18 protein-coding genes are annotated in these 15,181 nt (G+C 38.7%); 4 read left to right on the top strand and 14 right to left on the bottom strand.

The window, feature by feature from the left end; all coding sequences use genetic code 11:
- Nucleotides 1-215: 215 nt before the first annotated feature.
- The gene (locus ACLLO5_RS07210) at nt 216-419 is read right to left on the bottom strand and encodes a hypothetical protein (RefSeq protein ID WP_413174796.1); all 204 of its coding nucleotides are present in this window, start codon (nt 417-419) and stop codon (nt 216-218) included.
- A gap of 12 nt (nt 420-431) precedes the next feature.
- Nucleotides 432-995 carry a peptide deformylase gene (gene def, locus ACLLO5_RS07205; protein ID WP_413174795.1) on the bottom strand — a complete coding sequence of 188 codons (564 nt, stop codon included), beginning with the start codon at nt 993-995 and terminating at the stop codon, nt 432-434.
- A 239-nt stretch (nt 996-1,234) separates the two neighbouring features.
- Here def and ACLLO5_RS07200 point away from each other — a divergent pair, with 239 nt between their 5' ends.
- Complete coding sequence (locus ACLLO5_RS07200; RefSeq protein WP_413174794.1) at nt 1,235-2,134, top strand: cell division protein FtsX; 900 nt, start codon at nt 1,235-1,237, stop codon at nt 2,132-2,134.
- 85 nt (nt 2,135-2,219) lie between these two features.
- Here ACLLO5_RS07200 and aat read toward each other — a convergent pair whose 3' ends face one another.
- Nucleotides 2,220-2,798: a leucyl/phenylalanyl-tRNA--protein transferase gene (gene aat, locus ACLLO5_RS07195; protein ID WP_413174793.1), complete on the bottom strand. Its 579-nt coding sequence runs from the start codon at nt 2,796-2,798 to the stop codon at nt 2,220-2,222.
- A 216-nt stretch (nt 2,799-3,014) separates the two neighbouring features.
- Here aat and ACLLO5_RS07190 point away from each other — a divergent pair, with 216 nt between their 5' ends.
- On the top strand, nt 3,015-3,344 hold the full coding sequence (locus ACLLO5_RS07190) for a hypothetical protein (RefSeq protein ID WP_413174792.1): 330 nt from the start codon (nt 3,015-3,017) through the stop codon (nt 3,342-3,344).
- Nucleotides 3,345-3,439: 95 nt separating this feature from the next.
- On the opposite strand, the gene rpsN is transcribed toward ACLLO5_RS07190, so the two are convergent.
- The 9 genes from rpsN to ACLLO5_RS07145 form a co-directional block, all read right to left on the bottom strand.
- Complete coding sequence (rpsN, locus tag ACLLO5_RS07185; RefSeq protein ID WP_413174791.1) at nt 3,440-3,742, bottom strand: 30S ribosomal protein S14; 303 nt, start codon at nt 3,740-3,742, stop codon at nt 3,440-3,442.
- Between the two features lie 77 nt (nt 3,743-3,819).
- Nucleotides 3,820-4,479: an endonuclease III gene (gene nth / locus ACLLO5_RS07180; protein WP_413174790.1), complete on the bottom strand. Its 660-nt coding sequence runs from the start codon at nt 4,477-4,479 to the stop codon at nt 3,820-3,822.
- A 220-nt stretch (nt 4,480-4,699) separates the two neighbouring features.
- On the bottom strand, nt 4,700-5,788 hold the full coding sequence (rseP, locus tag ACLLO5_RS07175) for an RIP metalloprotease RseP (protein ID WP_413174789.1): 1,089 nt from the start codon (nt 5,786-5,788) through the stop codon (nt 4,700-4,702).
- Between the two features lie 305 nt (nt 5,789-6,093).
- Nucleotides 6,094-6,477 carry a PIN domain-containing protein gene (locus ACLLO5_RS07170; protein WP_413174788.1) on the bottom strand — a complete coding sequence of 128 codons (384 nt, stop codon included), beginning with the start codon at nt 6,475-6,477 and terminating at the stop codon, nt 6,094-6,096.
- Nucleotides 6,470-6,712: a hypothetical protein gene (locus ACLLO5_RS07165; protein ID WP_413174787.1), complete on the bottom strand. Its 243-nt coding sequence runs from the start codon at nt 6,710-6,712 to the stop codon at nt 6,470-6,472. The genes ACLLO5_RS07170 and ACLLO5_RS07165 overlap by 8 nt, the downstream gene beginning before the upstream one ends.
- A 154-nt stretch (nt 6,713-6,866) precedes the next feature.
- The gene (locus tag ACLLO5_RS07160) at nt 6,867-7,187 is read right to left on the bottom strand and encodes a hypothetical protein (RefSeq protein WP_413174786.1); all 321 of its coding nucleotides are present in this window, start codon (nt 7,185-7,187) and stop codon (nt 6,867-6,869) included.
- A 122-nt stretch (nt 7,188-7,309) separates the two neighbouring features.
- A complete protein-coding gene (locus ACLLO5_RS07155; protein WP_413174785.1) occupies nt 7,310-8,119 on the bottom strand; it encodes a DUF6615 family protein in 810 nt (269 codons plus the stop codon).
- 336 nt (nt 8,120-8,455) lie between these two features.
- Nucleotides 8,456-9,736 (bottom strand): serine--tRNA ligase, encoded by a 1,281-nt coding sequence (gene serS / locus ACLLO5_RS07150; RefSeq protein ID WP_413174784.1) that lies wholly within the window; start codon nt 9,734-9,736, stop codon nt 8,456-8,458.
- A gap of 79 nt (nt 9,737-9,815) precedes the next feature.
- The gene (locus ACLLO5_RS07145; RefSeq protein ID WP_413174783.1) at nt 9,816-10,385 is read right to left on the bottom strand and encodes a DUF3611 family protein; all 570 of its coding nucleotides are present in this window, start codon (nt 10,383-10,385) and stop codon (nt 9,816-9,818) included.
- A 132-nt stretch (nt 10,386-10,517) separates the two neighbouring features.
- Between ACLLO5_RS07145 and ACLLO5_RS07140 the strand changes: the two genes are divergently transcribed.
- Nucleotides 10,518-11,048: a cofactor assembly of complex C subunit B gene (locus ACLLO5_RS07140; RefSeq protein WP_413174782.1), complete on the top strand. Its 531-nt coding sequence runs from the start codon at nt 10,518-10,520 to the stop codon at nt 11,046-11,048.
- Nucleotides 11,049-11,578: 530 nt separating this feature from the next.
- Here ACLLO5_RS07140 and ACLLO5_RS07135 read toward each other — a convergent pair.
- Nucleotides 11,579-11,896 carry a DUF3155 domain-containing protein gene (locus tag ACLLO5_RS07135; RefSeq protein ID WP_013191616.1) on the bottom strand — a complete coding sequence of 106 codons (318 nt, stop codon included), beginning with the start codon at nt 11,894-11,896 and terminating at the stop codon, nt 11,579-11,581.
- Between the two features lie 559 nt (nt 11,897-12,455).
- Here ACLLO5_RS07135 and ACLLO5_RS07130 point away from each other — a divergent pair.
- Nucleotides 12,456-13,805, top strand: coding sequence for a sensor histidine kinase (locus ACLLO5_RS07130; RefSeq protein WP_413174781.1), 1,350 nt, complete (start codon nt 12,456-12,458; stop codon nt 13,803-13,805).
- Nucleotides 13,806-13,908: 103 nt separating this feature from the next.
- Here the strand turns inward: ACLLO5_RS07130 and ACLLO5_RS07125 are convergent, their stop codons facing one another.
- Nucleotides 13,909-15,150 carry an S-layer homology domain-containing protein gene (locus ACLLO5_RS07125; protein WP_413174780.1) on the bottom strand — a complete coding sequence of 414 codons (1,242 nt, stop codon included), beginning with the start codon at nt 15,148-15,150 and terminating at the stop codon, nt 13,909-13,911.
- Nucleotides 15,151-15,181 lie beyond the last annotated feature (31 nt).

Genomic DNA, 15,181 nt, shown 5'->3' with positions numbered 1-15,181 from the left:
AAATCGCTGAAAGTCTTTCCCCTCTTGCCTTTTGCCTTGCCACAACAATAAATTTTAATGCTTACATACTTACAGCGTTTTCCAGTCTAATGAAGCATACACCAATATTATTAGGAAAATTTTCTACACCAACTTACTGAAGAAAAAAATAAAAGGCAAAAGGTTGAATTTTTCATTTCTCTTTCATCCTTTTACCTTTTTTATTTACCTGATGCTTATTTTAAGTTAGCCCGTGCATCCCTGACTGCAACAATAAAAAATAATACGGTGAGGGGAATGCTCAAGGCTAGGATAATGGCAGTGTTTTGGACACCTAAATCCGGTTGTCCAGAACTGAGTTCAAATACTGAACCGACAGCAGCGATCGCTGTTACACAGGAACTGCCTAAGAATAAACCGCTTTTTGGAGTTAAATACACGCTCTAGATCACCTATGCTACTGGTTTCACTGCTTGATACGAGAAGCCATTTTTAGATAGCTCCTGTGCCAAAGTCAAGGAATTTTCTACACGGTCTACAAATACCACACCGTTGAGGTGATCCATTTCATGTAAAATACATCTTCCGAGTAAGTCGCCAGCTTTTAATGTCTTAGGACGACCATATTCATCTTTATAGGCGATTTCTACTACTTGGGGGCGTTTGACATCTAAATAAACTTTAGGGATGCTTAAACAACCTTCTTGAGCAACACAAAGTTCACTGCTAACCTGTTTAATTACGGGGTTGATTAATACCAGTGGAGGTGCTTCTGGTTTGTCTGGTTCGCAGTCGATGACAATAAGTTGTTTATTAATTCCCACCTGGGGTGCAGCCAAACCGATGCCATCCTCGCTGTACATAGTTTGCAGCATTTCCCGCACCAGTAGGCGAAGTTCATCATCTATTTTGGTAACGCGCTTTGCGGGTTGACGCAGGACGCGATCGCCCAAATAATGAAGCTTCAAAGGTGGATTTTTTAATTTTTTCTTTTCTACAGCAATATCAGAGGGCATGATTCTCGTGGCTTAATGGTGAATGTCTTACTCATTTAATTCTATCGTCAGTTGGCAGGAGTTAAGGTGACAGGTGACAGGTGACAGGTGACAGGAAAAGAAGCAGGGGAGCAGGGAGCAGGGAGCAGGGGGAGAATAATGAGTGACCAATTACCAATTACCAATCACCCATTACCAATTACCAATTACCAATTACCAATTACCAATTACCAATCACCAATTACTATTTTAAATTTTCAATGTTGAAATTTTTTACCAAACTAGATTATCTGCTGAAAGAAACTTTCCTGGGTTTGTTGCGGGGAGGGTGGATGAATTGGGCTGCTGTCAGTACGGTGACGGTGTTATTATTTTTGTTTGGATTAAGTCTGCAAACTTCTTGGCAAGTAGAAAGACTTCTCAACCAGTTCGGTAGTCAGTTGGAATTATCTGTTTATCTGGAATCGGGTATTCAAGCTGTCAATATTGAACCATTGGTGGCAAATATGCCGGAAGTAGCTTCTGTGGAAGTAATTACTAAAGAACAAGCTTGGACAAAGTTGGTTAAAGAATTGGGTTTGACTGATATTGAAGGTGCGAACCAACAACTAGGGGGTAATCCTCTGGTGGATGAGATGAAGGTAAAGGCTTTGAATCCCCAAGTTGTGCCTAATTTAGCGACGAGGTTAGCTAAATTGACAGGTGTGGATGTGGTGCAGTATGTAGATGAAGCGGTAAAACGTATTGCTCAGTTGCATCGGGGTTTAAGTTGGATGACTTTAACGATTACCATTATTTTGACTTCCACTGCGATCGCAGTGACAACGACAACTATTCGCTTGATTGTGATGGCACGTCGTCGGGAAATTGAAATTATGCAACTGGTGGGAGCAACTTCCGCTTGGATTTACCTACCATTTATTTTACAAGGAATTTCCTTTGGTTTGGTTGGTGGTGCGATCGCTTGGAGTTTCATTTCTCTAACTCAACAATTCCTCAACCGCTTACTAGCTAACCAACCCGATTTTATCCAATTTATCAGCAATGGTTTACAACTCACTGCCTACCAAACTTTATTGCTGCCTCTAATTCTCTTAGGATTCGGTGCAGTAGTAGGATTAATGGGTAGCTTATTCGCTGTCCGCAAATTCGCTAGGTAATTCGTAATTCATAATTAATTATTTACTATCACCTATCACCTGCTCCTCTGCACCCCTGCACCCCAAACCCTACACCCCTACACCCTTAATCTTCTAGAGAATAGGGAAGCTGTAAAGCCTGTTGGAGTAATTTTTCATATTCTTGATTACTGACAGGATAAGCACCAAATCTAGCGAGATGGGGATTCATCATTTGTGCATCAAACAGTATAAATTTTTTTTGGCGCAGCCTTTCTACAAGTTTTACCATTGCCACCTTAGAACCTTCAGGAATGTTGTAAAACATTGATTCACCTATAAAAGCGCCACCAATAACAATTCCTAAAATTCCCCCTGCAAGTTTATTACCTTGCCAAGTTTCAAAACTATAAGCGTAACCAGTCTGGTAAAGTAACCAGTAAATCTTTTTTAATTCCGGGGAAATCCAAGTTGTTTCGCGGTTAGCGCAGCCAGCAACCACACCGAAGAAGTCACGGTTAATTGCTACTGTAAATTTTTCTTGGTTGAGGACTCGCTGGAGGGACTTGGGGTAGCGAAATCTATCATCTAAGGGAATTAAAGTATGTTCTTTACTTCCATACCATCCCAGGCGATCGCTCTCATCAGCCATGAGAAAATAACCTTGTGCATAACCTCGAATAATAGCGGCGACATCATATTGCATAGTTTAGAAAATCATGAAAAACCCTCCCAAAGCAACGCATTTGGCTTTTATCGGCTTTCCTGCGTTCTTCTGATACCAAGTTGAAAAATGATTGTGACAGATGGAAAGAGCAAAGTCTTGTGCAGCAAGGCTTTTACAATCCAAATTCCCAAGTTCAAAATTTAAAATGGTATGAGATTACCCTTGGTAAACAAAATCTATTTAATATATACAAACATGACTCAGCCAATTCCACCCATTACTTTACCTCCGTCTGAAAATCCTCTGTTAGAAGGTGAATGGTTGCAAAAACGCCTACTACTGTGGCTGGATACAGAATTTATTCCCGAAATAGTGAATCAAAAAATTGCTCAACGTGCAGCGCAGATTTTTATGCGGCAGAGGATGGAAGGTGAAAATGACTTAGGATCTTTGGTAATTGCCATTGTCACAGAGATGCAAGCATTTGATTTTTCTAAAAGTTTTTATGGAGAGTTTGCGATCGCCAACGCCGTTAGCGATCTACTCTTAGAAAGCCTGGGAATTGATCGGTGTTGTGGTCAATAATACTTTGGTCATTGGGCATGGGGTATAGGTATAAATTTTGGACTTTTGCCTTTTGCCTTTCTCTATTCCCTATTCCCTATTCCCTTCACCAATGATTACCAGCTAGACTTAACAACGCCAGGTAATAAACCTTGGTGCGCCCATTCCCGGAGAACGTTCCGAGATAGCCCAAAGTCACGGTATACGCCTCTAGGACGACCAGTTAACCAGCAACGGTTTTGCCTACGATTAGGCGCACTGTTGCGGGGTAGTTGTTGAATTTTGCGGTGAATTTCCAGCTTATCCAGGGGAGATTCTGCTTGTCTGAAATCTTCTAACAAGGCTTCCCGCTTTGCAGCATACTTTTCCACCAACTTAGCGCGTTTTTTCTCGCGCTCGATCATGCTCTTCTTTGCCATAAAATCCCTAATGTACTAAAAGGCAGCGTTTTTAATTGTACTATAGCTATTGGTCATTAGTCATTAGTGATTAAATTTTATCTCTCTGTATGAGACAACTTCATATCACACAAATCAGCTAATTTACAAACATCACAACCAGGAGAACGGGCTTTACACACAGCCCGACCATGATAAATTAAACGAATAGACCAATTTTCCCAATCTGGTTGGGGTAACAACTTCATTAAATCTTTTTCAATACCAATTGGTTCTGTATTTTTCGTCAACCCCAAACGCTGACTCAATCGCTTAACGTGAGTATCTACAGTTACACCTGCATTAATACCATAGGCATGAGCTAAAACCACATTTGCCGTTTTTCTAGCAACTCCTGGAAGTTTTAATAATTCTGGCATTTCATTAGGAACAACAGAATTAAAATCATTCACAATCATTCGGCAAGCGGCTTTAATATTCTTGGCTTTATTGCGATAAAAACCTGTTGAACGAACTAATTCTTCTAATTCTAATATATCCGCATTTGCTAAACCTTCCGCATCAGGAAAACGGCTAAATAAAGCTGGTGTCACCTTATTCACACGCTCATCTGTACATTGAGCAGAAAGAATTGTCGCCACTAATAATTGTACAGGAGTTGTATAATTTAAAGAACAAGTCGCGTCAGGATAAAGAAACTGGAGACGGGAAAGGATTTCTAAAGCCCGTTGTTTTTTAGTTAATGATTTACGATTCAATCAATTTTTGATGTTGAAATTTACTATGGGGGATTTATTTACTGAAAAATATTTTTATTTAGATTGAGGATTTCGATTTTTTTTATATTCAATCTAAAATCCCAAATCTAAAATTCGGTTATCCTGAGAGCCAAGGTGGTTAAAACATCCACAGATGATAAAACTTAGAAAGTAAAATACTTTTCAATCTGTCACCTGTCACCTGTCACCTACTCTACACTTACTGCAACAGATGTTGTACCCATTCTAATTGAGTAGTTTCTTTGACAATCAAGAAAATACCTAATCCTAAGAGTAGCACTAAACCAGTTTGCATGACACCTTCTTGAATTTTCGCTGGTAAGGGCTTACCAAATAAACCTTCAATGAGGAGAAAGGCCAGTTGTCCACCATCCAAAGCAGGAAGAGGTAAAATATTGATAATCGCCAAATTAATACTGATAATTGCCGCAAAAGACAACAAATTAGCACTATTATCAGCAGCTAATTTAGCCCCAATTTTGACAATATTAACTGGTCCAGAAACCTGACTAGCTGTTGCTTGAAAGTTAGTTACTAGTTGTCCAAAGCCTTTAACTGTAGCAACAACTAATTGTTGAAATCTGTTAGCTGCAACTGTGAAAATTTCCACAGGATTTTGGGGACGACGATAAACTGCTTTACCATTTGGTGCTAGTTCAACGCCTACTAAACCTTTACCATCAGCACTTTGTGTAGGTGTTAATTTCAAGGGTATTTGTTCGTTTTGGCGCTGAATTTTCAGGTCAAGTTGCTGATTAGGATGAGTTTGAATTTCTTTGGTCAGCAATAAGGTAGAATCGTTACTAGCTTTGAGTTCTTGACCATTGACACTCAGGATAATATCACCTTCTCGAATACCAGCTTGGTAAGCGATAGATTGTTCGTTAACAGGTTTGACAATTACACCTGGTTGATATTTAAATTCTTGGGGAATACCAACGATACCTAATTGTAGAACTAACACCAAATAGGCAAATATTAAGTTTGCTATCACTCCGGCGCTAATGACGATCGCTCGATCTAAAATAGGGCGATTCCGCAGCAGATTCGGGTCATTGGGGGGAATGTCGCTATCTGGGTCGTCATCGGGAAAGCCAACAAAGCCACCCAAAGGGAAAGCACGGATGGTATATTCCGTTTGTGATCCTTGGTACTTTAACAGGATGGGACCAAAACCCAGGGAAAAGCGGTTAGCATAAATGCCTTGGGAACGTGCGGCTACAAAATGCCCCAACTCGTGTACTAAGATTAAAGTAGCCAAGACTGCGATCGCTGCTAAAACTGACATAGAGCAAATTAGTCAAAATATTTAGGATATATATCCCTATTGTAGTTTGGGAAAAGACATAGAAACAAAATCTGCTGCTGTTTGTCGCAACCAAGCACGAAAGAAAACAGCCAATCATAGGATTTTCGCCAATTTACAGACTTTAAACTAAAAAATAAGGTAATTGTAAGATTATAAGCAAGCTTGCAAAGGTAGTGAACCCATCACTGGGGATATAAACCTAATCCATACATTTCACAATATCAATATCAAATATAATCCTGTTAATCCTTTAATCCTGGTTATCCTGATTATGACATTGGAATCTAACGCAATATTCTAACTTCAACTCCTATACTAATATTACTCCATAAACGGTCAGTAGTTAAAACAGGTTGATTGAGGAAAATAGCTAATGCTAAACAAGCTCTATCACCAAATGAAAGTCCCATTGATTTAGTAATTGGGCGTAAAATTCCCGCTTTTAATGCTTGTTCTTCATTAAAATCAATGACTTCTATATTCAGATTATTTATGATTAAAATAATATCATTTTCTGGTATTCCTGCATCGGCTAATTTGGCTATTACTTCAGATAAATTAACCGTGCTAATTGCAGCTTTACCAATAAATTTTAAAACTTCTTCGCTTCCAGGTTCTTCATTGAGTAAAGCTAAAATTGCGGAAGCATCTAAAACAACTTCACTCATTTAAACTTTCCTCTCTCCGTTCCTGAACTAATTCTTCAGAAAGTTTTCTAGTAGGTGGAATATATTGTCTAAAAATAGCTTGGGCATTTTTTACAGAATCATGTAAATCATCACTTATTGGTTTATCTTCTAGTACAATAACTGCTTTATATTCTCCTTTTGGAATGTCTACGGGAGAATTAACTAACAATTTTCCGTCACTGGTTATAGTTACTGTTACACCTAATGTAATCATAGTAAAATCTATTAGTTAATCGTTTGATATATTATATCAAATATAATCCTGTTAATCCTTGAATCCTGGTTATCCTGATTCAGACAGTTAAATCTTTATAAAAAACGGTGCATTACATTTTATTAACGCACCCTACGAGATGAGCGATCGCACTTTATCTATAATGATAATTCAATGGAGGTTGAAGGTATTGTATTAACATTTTCTCTAAGATATCTCTCCGACGTTGCTGAGGAATAACAACTGCATGAATATGAGTTGCACCTCTTTGTATAGCTTGAGGAAGTCTCTCATGGTTTGGAAGTCGAGAACTAAAATCATCTGTTTGTCCAACGTATAGTGGATACCACATATTTCCCTGCTGATATGCGAAAATATATAACCCAGCAACTTTGTTCCATCCAATGTTACGTGCAAAAACGTCAAATGTTAGGGATTCTCCATTACCTAAATCCCAATCCCATTTCTCTGTCATTATTAAACTCCGTATACTGAACTATACGAAATTATAAATCACACCTTAGTACAAATGCACTAAAAGCTATGTGTGGATAACCGTGCTTAATTTTAGCTAGGAGCAGATTTAATCCAACTTGTTTAGATATCTTCACCTAAATATTGTGCAACAAGAATTCTTTTAGGATAAATATCTATATCTCGACTATAAAACTCAGATGAAAATTCTTCCAAATAACCAGTTTCAAGCACAAAAGATAAATCAAATGGTAAATCTGGGTAAATAACAACGTTTTCAAACCCCAACGAAGTATCTCTAGCTGAACCAGTTTGATAAACTTGAAGCAATAGAGGACAACGCACTAAGCAACGCCAAGGTTTTGTATTATCAAATTTATGGAGAAAATTAAACTTTCTCGCACCCCTTTCTGAAAGTGCTGCACGAACATTCTTGGATGGAGTGACTGTACATCCAAATTGATTAATTTCGTAGGACAAATTACAGTGCCAATAGTCATCTAGTCCGCTATTTTCAACATAGTTGTAAAAACAATACATAGGAATAGCATTACGTATCCTAGCATATTGCTCTAAAATATCAATTTGTTCAGTTTCACCTACTTTATTACGATGTTCATCGTACAGAGGAACTGTATGCTTAAGTGCATCATATCTAGATGTATTTGGATTAATCTTTTTAGCCTGAACTGCATAGCGCAGCCAACCTAAACGATTATTTCCAATCCACCATTCCCAATCTGTACCTTGACTTTTTTCTACTGTTTTAGGTGTTTTGATAATGTTCACTTCTGGACATTTAGCCATAGCTATTTCCAAAAGATTATAATCTGTAATAGTTTCTTCTCCTTGACAAACCTTATAGGCTTCTCCCAAATGAATACGTTCCCAAGTTGATGACGCAAGATTTTCAAATACATCAATAGCTTTCATAGATGTACAAATGATATTGATATATGTTCAATATTTTAGATTATTCTTTAACTATATAGGGTTTGCTGAAAAAGTCTTTCCGTGGAGGCAGGCAAAAGGCAAGAGGCAAGAGTTTGGGCTATCTTTAACAACCAATTTTTTCCTTTTATCAGACCCAAAATGCACGCTTTTGATGGTACATCCTTCAAAATCCTTGCACCTATTTTTCTGTTTATCAGCCTCAAACCTTTGATTTCTCTAGATTTCACATTTATTCAGCAAGCCCTATATAGGCTAAAACTTCCAAATATACAAGTAGAGACGCACCCCAAAAACGCCTCTACAAAAACCCCTAAACTACAAAACCTCCCTACCCAAATAAACCTGCAAAACCTCCGGTACTTTAATCGTTCCATCTGGTTGCTGATAATTCTCTAAAATAGCTGCCATAGTCCTTCCCACAGCTAAACCAGAACCATTTAAAGTATGCACAAACTGCGTCCCCTTCTTCCCTGCTTCCTTAAACCTAATATCCGCTCTTCTTGCTTGAAAATCAACACAATTAGAACAACTAGAAATCTCTCGATACTTCCCAGAAGATGGCAACCAAACCTCTAAATCATAGGTCTTTGTTGCCCCAAAACCTATATCAGCAGTACATAAATTAATCACTCGATAAGGCAACTTTAAAGCCTGTAAAATTGATTCTGCACTTCCAACTAATTTCTCTAATTCCTCAAAAGAATCTTCCGGTTTTACAAGTTTCACCAACTCCACTTTATTGAATTGATGCAACCGAATTAAACCCCGCATATCTCGTCCATAACTTCCCGCTTCTCGACGAAAACAAGGAGTATAAGCACAGTGATAAATTGGTAATTCTTCTGCGTTGATAATTTCTCCCCGATAAAAATTTGTTACCGGAACTTCCGCAGTGGGAATTAACCATAATTCATCATCTGCACATTTAAAACTCTCTTCTGCAAACTTCGGTAACTGTCCTGTTCCGGTTAAAGAATCTGTATTTACTAACAACGGGGGACTAACTTCTATATACCCAGCTTGAATATTTTTACTGAGCATAAACTGAATTAATGCTCTTTCTAAAGCTGCACCCGCACCAATAAGACTCACAAATCGACTTTGGGCAATTTTTACGGCTCTTTCAAAGTTTAAAATTCCCAATTTCTCACCAATTTCCCAATGAGGTAAAATCTTTGGGTTTTCGGGTTTATATTCATCTCCCCATCTTCTCACTTCTGGGTTATCGTCTTCGCTTGCACCTATGGGGGTAGAATCACTGGGTAAGTTAGGAAGTGCTAAGAGTAATTCTTGAATTTGGGCTTTTAATTCTTTTTCCTGGGGTTCTAATGCGCTTAATGTGGTTTTGAGGGTGTTTCCTTCTTCCTTTAAAGCGAGAATTTCAGGATCTTGAGGATTAACACCAGATTTTACCTTTTGTCCGACTAGTTTACCAATTTCATTACTACGGGCTTGCAGTTCGTTCCGTTTTGCTTCTAGTTCCCGCTGTTTTTGGCTCAAATCTAATATAGGTTGAATGTCGTATTTACCACTACGAGTATTCAACTTTTCTTGTACGAGTTGGGGATTTTCTCTAATTTGTTTAATATCTAGCATTTGTCAGTTGTTAATTGTCGGTTGTCAATTGTTAAAGGGAAAGGGAACAGCTAATCATTTTACCAATGCCCAATACCCATTACTTAGTAATGCGATTCAACAGGAATAGTGAAGCTACAAGCCCTGAGAAATGCGCTGATACAGTATTTGTGTTTGCCTGAACTACTAGCATATCTAAACCGCTAATAATCCGAGTGGGGTCAAAGAGTTGGGTTGTTACAGCTTGTGGAGATATTGACCTAGCTACTAGTGTACCAACGATCGCTTGCGCTCCCAAAAGTGTCACTAGTATTCCTGCTAAATTCACCCATAATCCCAATCTTAATACCTGTAAGGTTTCCAATTTGCGGGGGCGATTGGTAGGATTGGAGGAATCTAGTTGTTTGCCAATTCTGGTGTAACGGTAGGCTAGGTAAATTCCTGCACCTAAAACAACTAGTCCGCAAATGGCTAGAAATACACCAAATCCTGTTCCAGGATTGTTATTTGGACTTCCTGATCTTTGACTGAAGATGGCAAATAATAAAACTATTATCCCAGAAATGACACCTAGTACAAGTTGAATCCAGAAACTAATCCAACCTGCCAAGCGAAAATTTTGGGCAATTACCCGAAGATTAGAGGATGGGGTTTCGGAGTTTTGTGACATAAGGGATTGGGGATTAATTAAAAATTAAAAATTCCACAGAATTTCTATTTGCAGGTTTCTGTTTATTGTTCGTAAATTCCAGAATAATTGATAATGAATACATCCGATCCAGTAAAACATTAACAATTAATTATGGATACTGCTATTGTTCCATCTACTTTCCTGCTAACTTTGTTGTTATCGGTTGGGCTGTTGTTCTTTATTCGTGCTTCGACTAAAGACCGCATAGAAAAAGCACAATTGGTATCTGAGCAAGATGAGGCTGCTTTGATGACCCAACTGAGGGAGTATTTTCGCTCACGGTCTTACCGAGTCATATCTGTTGATAAAGATAAGAATCAAGTATCTTTTGAAGGATTTGTCCGACCTAGCTGGTTTTTAGCTGTATTTTTGACTTTTTTAGCGGCTGTTGGCCTTGCTTGTCTATCTCTAGTTTTATCCCAGCTTTTTTCTAGCCAGAGTCCGTTTTTGCTGGCTTTAGTGTTGTTATCACCATTAAGTGGTATATTTTATTGGCAAAAAGCTGGAAGACTTGAGAAGGTGTCACTCAAAATGGAAGCAATCCAAAACGAACAACTCTCCTCAAGTAAAATCACTGTTATTGCTCATCGAGATGAACTTGCTGAGTTACAGAGGGCTTTACAGTTAAAGATGGTTGATTGAACTTTGCTTGCTAGTCCCACGTTGCTATTTGCTTCATTGGGAACAAGAAAGTTTTTAGGCATCAACAAATTTGTGCTTTTTGTATAAATGCTAAAGCACAGTATAATAAACCAGAATTTATCACTTCACGTGCGAAATTCAGGATGGTTGTGTATTGGCTCTCTGGGTTGTTTGTGATGATCACAAACAAGTCGGTAGGAAGTTTTGCGGATTTTTTTGGTTTTGGCACAAATTTCAATCCGCTGACATATATTGTTGGCAATAGAAATCAGGATATTCAAAGTAAGACGCATTTTTATGTGCTTGATTTTGTAGCTATTACCGGATGTATCAGCATAGTAGATATCAACTCCTGCAACCGTTGGCCGCAAGGGAGTTGATGTTCTAATTTTGATAATCTCTACTGGCAGTTCAGCTACAAACTTAAAAAAAATTGAATTTTTGCATAAACTGATCAATTTTGCCAGTTAATTAATGTCAGAGTCAGAAGTAAGAAGTAACATTCAATGCGTAAGAGATCATTTTAGATGTTAACGACTAGCCACAGTCACTAATTCTTGACCAGCAGGAGCTTCCAAGACCCGTAAGCTGGGGAACAAGAAATGATTTTCTTCTACGTATTGAGCGCCAAACAGACCTTTTTCAGCCCAGAAATAACGGTCTGTGGTGTGTTCATTCCGTTTTACAAGTAGCAAGGCAGGAGGCAAGATACCTTCAGCTTGAATGAATTTTCTCGCTGCTGTCACCGGTTTATCTTCGCCACTTTCGATGCTGTACTGAGGCACGTGTTCTAGGATGCGTCGTCCTTCTTGGCGACGACGACTTTTCCGTTTACGTCTCCTTGCCAACCTATTGTCCTCCTCTTTCAAGCTATAAGATTGTAGTCATAGCTACAAAACCCGTCGTAATTATATAAGTTATAGTTTAAAAAATCAATGGTTTTTAATGTTTTGATACAAGATGATTCAGGAGGCTGGATTAAGGAGGCTGGAGGCTGCAAATTAGTAGTTATCAGGGGTTGCGTATTGCTTAACCTCTACAGGATTGAGGAGAAAGAAGCTTGTTTGATCAGGTTCTTACGAGTTTTTTCACTGGATAGTGATTTTGGTTTTTCTGGGAATTGGTAAATATCATTCCCCAGAATAAAGCATTAATGAGAAAATATAGTTAAGCTGTAAGAATTCAGGAGTCAGGAGTCAGGAGTCAGAATGCTTATGAAATCAAGAATAGAAAAAAGTGAGATTTGATCACAATTATCAAAGTTGATTAAAAAAGCCTTTATTCTCCTGACTTGGAGTATTCTCTATCCTGAATACTTACGTTAAGCTTTATAAATAAGTGAGTAAAAAACTTAGTGTTTTTTGTATTTAATCCTGGTAGTCCATGATCCTGAGCAAGAGTTAAAAAATGTTAATGTCTGCCAGTTCAGATTTTATTGCTCTGTGTCGAGAGCAAATTGCGCTGTTGACTCAAGGACTGGGAGCGTCTTTGAGTGTTGTATATTTAACACAAGATTTTGTAGATACGTCTACAGGTGAGGCACAATTTATTCCTGTGTTGGTTTACCCAGAAACGGCAGTATTAAGGCAGGGGGATCAGCTAAATCAGGTGATGGTCAATAAGCAAACACCATTTGGTCATGTTTTGGCATTACCAAATCAAGGGGGAAAGTTGTTGACAGCAGGATCTGCTACTTCTGAGTCGTCAGCGAAATCTGGCAGCACCAATACAGCACAACCCCATCTAGAAAGTGAGGATATTTTTAGTGGTAATCAAATTGTTTCGCCTTTGATTTATGAAGGGATGATGATGGGGTTGTTGGTGACAGGAAGGGATGATCGAGCTTGGAATGAAAGGGAAGAAAATGAAATTCAGCGTATAGCCAAAATTTTAGCGATCGCCTGTATTTTAGATCAGCGTCGGGCATGGTTGCAACAACAGCTACATCAACAGCAAGTTCTGCAAGAAGAACAACGGGATTTACTAGATAATCTGTTGCACCAGTTTCGCAACCCTTTGACGGCTATCCGTACTTTTGGTAAATTGCTCTTCAAGCGACTGCGACCAGCAGACCAAAATCGAGATGTGGCTACTAGTATTGTACGAGAGAGCGATCGCCTCCAAGAATTGCTGCAACAGTTTGATCAAGTCATTGATTTAACTAGTTCAGATTTAACACCCCTTCCCCTGCCAGAATCTCAGGTTGTGGTCGAAGCATCTGTGCAGAAAGATGCCAAGCCACCGCTATTATTGCCAGGAACAGGGGAAGATGTTACTGATTGTGTATTAACAGATTTATTATTACCATTATTAATATCGGCTCAAGCTATTGCCCAAGAGCGAAATCTGGAATTGATAGCTGATATTCCTGACAATTTACCCTTAGTAAAAGCTAATATCAAAGCCTTAAGAGAAGTTTTAAGTAATATTATTGATAATGCTCTCAAATATACGCCTGCTGGTGGTTCAATTTCGATTCAAGCAGGACAAAAAAAAGCTAATTTTCAAGGCATAGCAATTAGTGATACTGGCCCTGGTATTCCAGCAGAAGATTTACAGCATTTGGGTGAAAGACGTTACCGTGGTGTCCAGGCACAAACAGCAATTCCTGGTACTGGTTTGGGAATTGCGATCGCTAAACAACTAATAGCACAAATGCAGGGAGAAATAGAAGTTTTTAGCCCTGCATTTAACTCAAATATCTCTTCAATTCAGCATCCAGGAACTACATTTATTATTTGGTTGCCTGAAGTATGACAGGTAACAGGTGACAGGTGACAGGTGACAGGTGACAGTAAGAAGGGAGCAGGGGAGCAGGGGAGAATAAATAACCTTCTGCCTTCTGCCTCCTGCCTTCTTCCTACTGCAAAGAGACTATCAAGCTTTGATTAATTGTCATTTCTAAATCTGTATTAGGTTCAATGGCAATTAAATCAACGCTATTTCTACCAAAGAAAAGACCGATTAGCGCCCCAATACCAGCGCCTCCAAGGACTTCTTCTGTGGCGATCGCGCGATCGCCTGTCACCGCAGACACCGCTGCTGCTGCACCTGCACCCAATACAGTATTTTTGATAATTGAACTGGTGCTAATTCCTTTTTTCACAGTTTCAGTTTTGCTGATCACATCAGAACTAGCAACCAGATTATATTCTTTTCCTGTCGTCAAAATTAATTTTTGAGCAATAAATTGAGAACCACCTTGAGCAGGTCTAAGTTCACCGATTACCTCACTACCAGCAGGAATTACCACAGTACCATCTTGAGTAATGACGTTTTGTGATGTTGTCAAAGTTAAAGGTGCAGTTTCATCTTTGGTAACAAGAATTTTGCCAGCCTTTTCATACTTCACAGGAATAATAGTTCCTTGAGGAATGGTGACAGATAGGGGTGGTGGTGGAGTTGTCACCAGAGAAACAATATAAGGTGAATTAATCGCAGAAGCTTGATTAGAACTAACCAATGCTTGATAAATAAAAGCCGCTACCTGCGCCCTAGTAGCAGTCACACCAGGATTGAGAAACTTAACATTAGGATAGTTAACAACAATTTTTCTATCAGTTGCTGCTGCGATCGGACTGCGAGCATAACCAGAGATACTACCAGAATCATTATAGTATTGTAGAGTAGATTCCACATTACTAGTAGCAACATAGTCTAAACCATTAGCGAGAGAAACTAAAACTTGTTCACGGGGAATAGCTTGGTTAGGTTTAAAGACATTACCTGGATATCCAGATAAGAAACCGATAGTATAAGCCTGTCTAATGGCGCTATATGCCCAATAATTACTGGGTACATCGTTAAAATTGATTGGTTGCCGCTGTGCAGACTTGCTAAAAGCTTTATTAATCATCGCAGCAAATTGTGCGCGTGTCACAGGCTCTTCTGGACGGAATGTACCATCTGGAAATCCCGCAATTACACCCCGTTGTGATAACTGTTGTATAAATTGTGATGCCCAGTAGTTAGATGAAACATCAGAAAAACTAGTTTGAGCAAAAGAAGGTGCAACAGTCATCAAAGGTGCTACAGCACCTACTGTGATACTTACAGCCATGAATAAGGCTGTTTTGGATTGCAAGCGATTTAAAGTAAACATTGATTTTACTCCTGTAAAAATTATTTGTTCT

The organism is Anabaena azotica SJ-1 (assembly GCF_047275885.1).
In the GTDB taxonomy this organism is placed as follows: Bacteria; Cyanobacteriota; Cyanobacteriia; order Cyanobacteriales; family Nostocaceae; genus Trichormus_B; species Trichormus_B azotica_A.
The sequence above is the reverse complement of the archived record's forward strand: the minus strand, read 5'-3'. Positions and strand labels throughout refer to the sequence as shown.

Excerpts from the sequence above, each read along its gene's own strand:
- aat (WP_413174793.1), bottom strand. The coding sequence starts at position 2,798 with ATGCAATATGATGTCGCCGCTATTATTCGAGGTTATGCACAAGGTTAT.
- ACLLO5_RS07125 (WP_413174780.1), bottom strand. The coding sequence starts at position 15,150 with ATGTTTACTTTAAATCGCTTGCAATCCAAAACAGCCTTATTCATGGCT.
- ACLLO5_RS07155 (WP_413174785.1), bottom strand. The coding sequence starts at position 8,119 with ATGAAAGCTATTGATGTATTTGAAAATCTTGCGTCATCAACTTGGGAA.
- ACLLO5_RS07140 (WP_413174782.1), top strand. The coding sequence starts at position 10,518 with ATGGATACTGCTATTGTTCCATCTACTTTCCTGCTAACTTTGTTGTTA.
- ACLLO5_RS07160 (WP_413174786.1), bottom strand. The coding sequence starts at position 7,187 with ATGACAGAGAAATGGGATTGGGATTTAGGTAATGGAGAATCCCTAACA.
- ACLLO5_RS07165 (WP_413174787.1), bottom strand. The coding sequence starts at position 6,712 with ATGATTACATTAGGTGTAACAGTAACTATAACCAGTGACGGAAAATTG.
- ACLLO5_RS07170 (WP_413174788.1), bottom strand. The coding sequence starts at position 6,477 with ATGAGTGAAGTTGTTTTAGATGCTTCCGCAATTTTAGCTTTACTCAAT.
- ACLLO5_RS07145 (WP_413174783.1), bottom strand. The coding sequence starts at position 10,385 with ATGTCACAAAACTCCGAAACCCCATCCTCTAATCTTCGGGTAATTGCC.
- ACLLO5_RS07130 (WP_413174781.1), top strand. The coding sequence starts at position 12,456 with ATGTTAATGTCTGCCAGTTCAGATTTTATTGCTCTGTGTCGAGAGCAA.
- rpsN (WP_413174791.1), bottom strand. The coding sequence starts at position 3,742 with ATGGCAAAGAAGAGCATGATCGAGCGCGAGAAAAAACGCGCTAAGTTG.
- rseP (WP_413174789.1), bottom strand. The coding sequence starts at position 5,788 with ATGTCAGTTTTAGCAGCGATCGCAGTCTTGGCTACTTTAATCTTAGTA.
- def (WP_413174795.1), bottom strand. The coding sequence starts at position 995 with ATGCCCTCTGATATTGCTGTAGAAAAGAAAAAATTAAAAAATCCACCT.
- serS (WP_413174784.1), bottom strand. The coding sequence starts at position 9,736 with ATGCTAGATATTAAACAAATTAGAGAAAATCCCCAACTCGTACAAGAA.
- ACLLO5_RS07190 (WP_413174792.1), top strand. The coding sequence starts at position 3,015 with ATGACTCAGCCAATTCCACCCATTACTTTACCTCCGTCTGAAAATCCT.
- ACLLO5_RS07200 (WP_413174794.1), top strand. The coding sequence starts at position 1,235 with ATGTTGAAATTTTTTACCAAACTAGATTATCTGCTGAAAGAAACTTTC.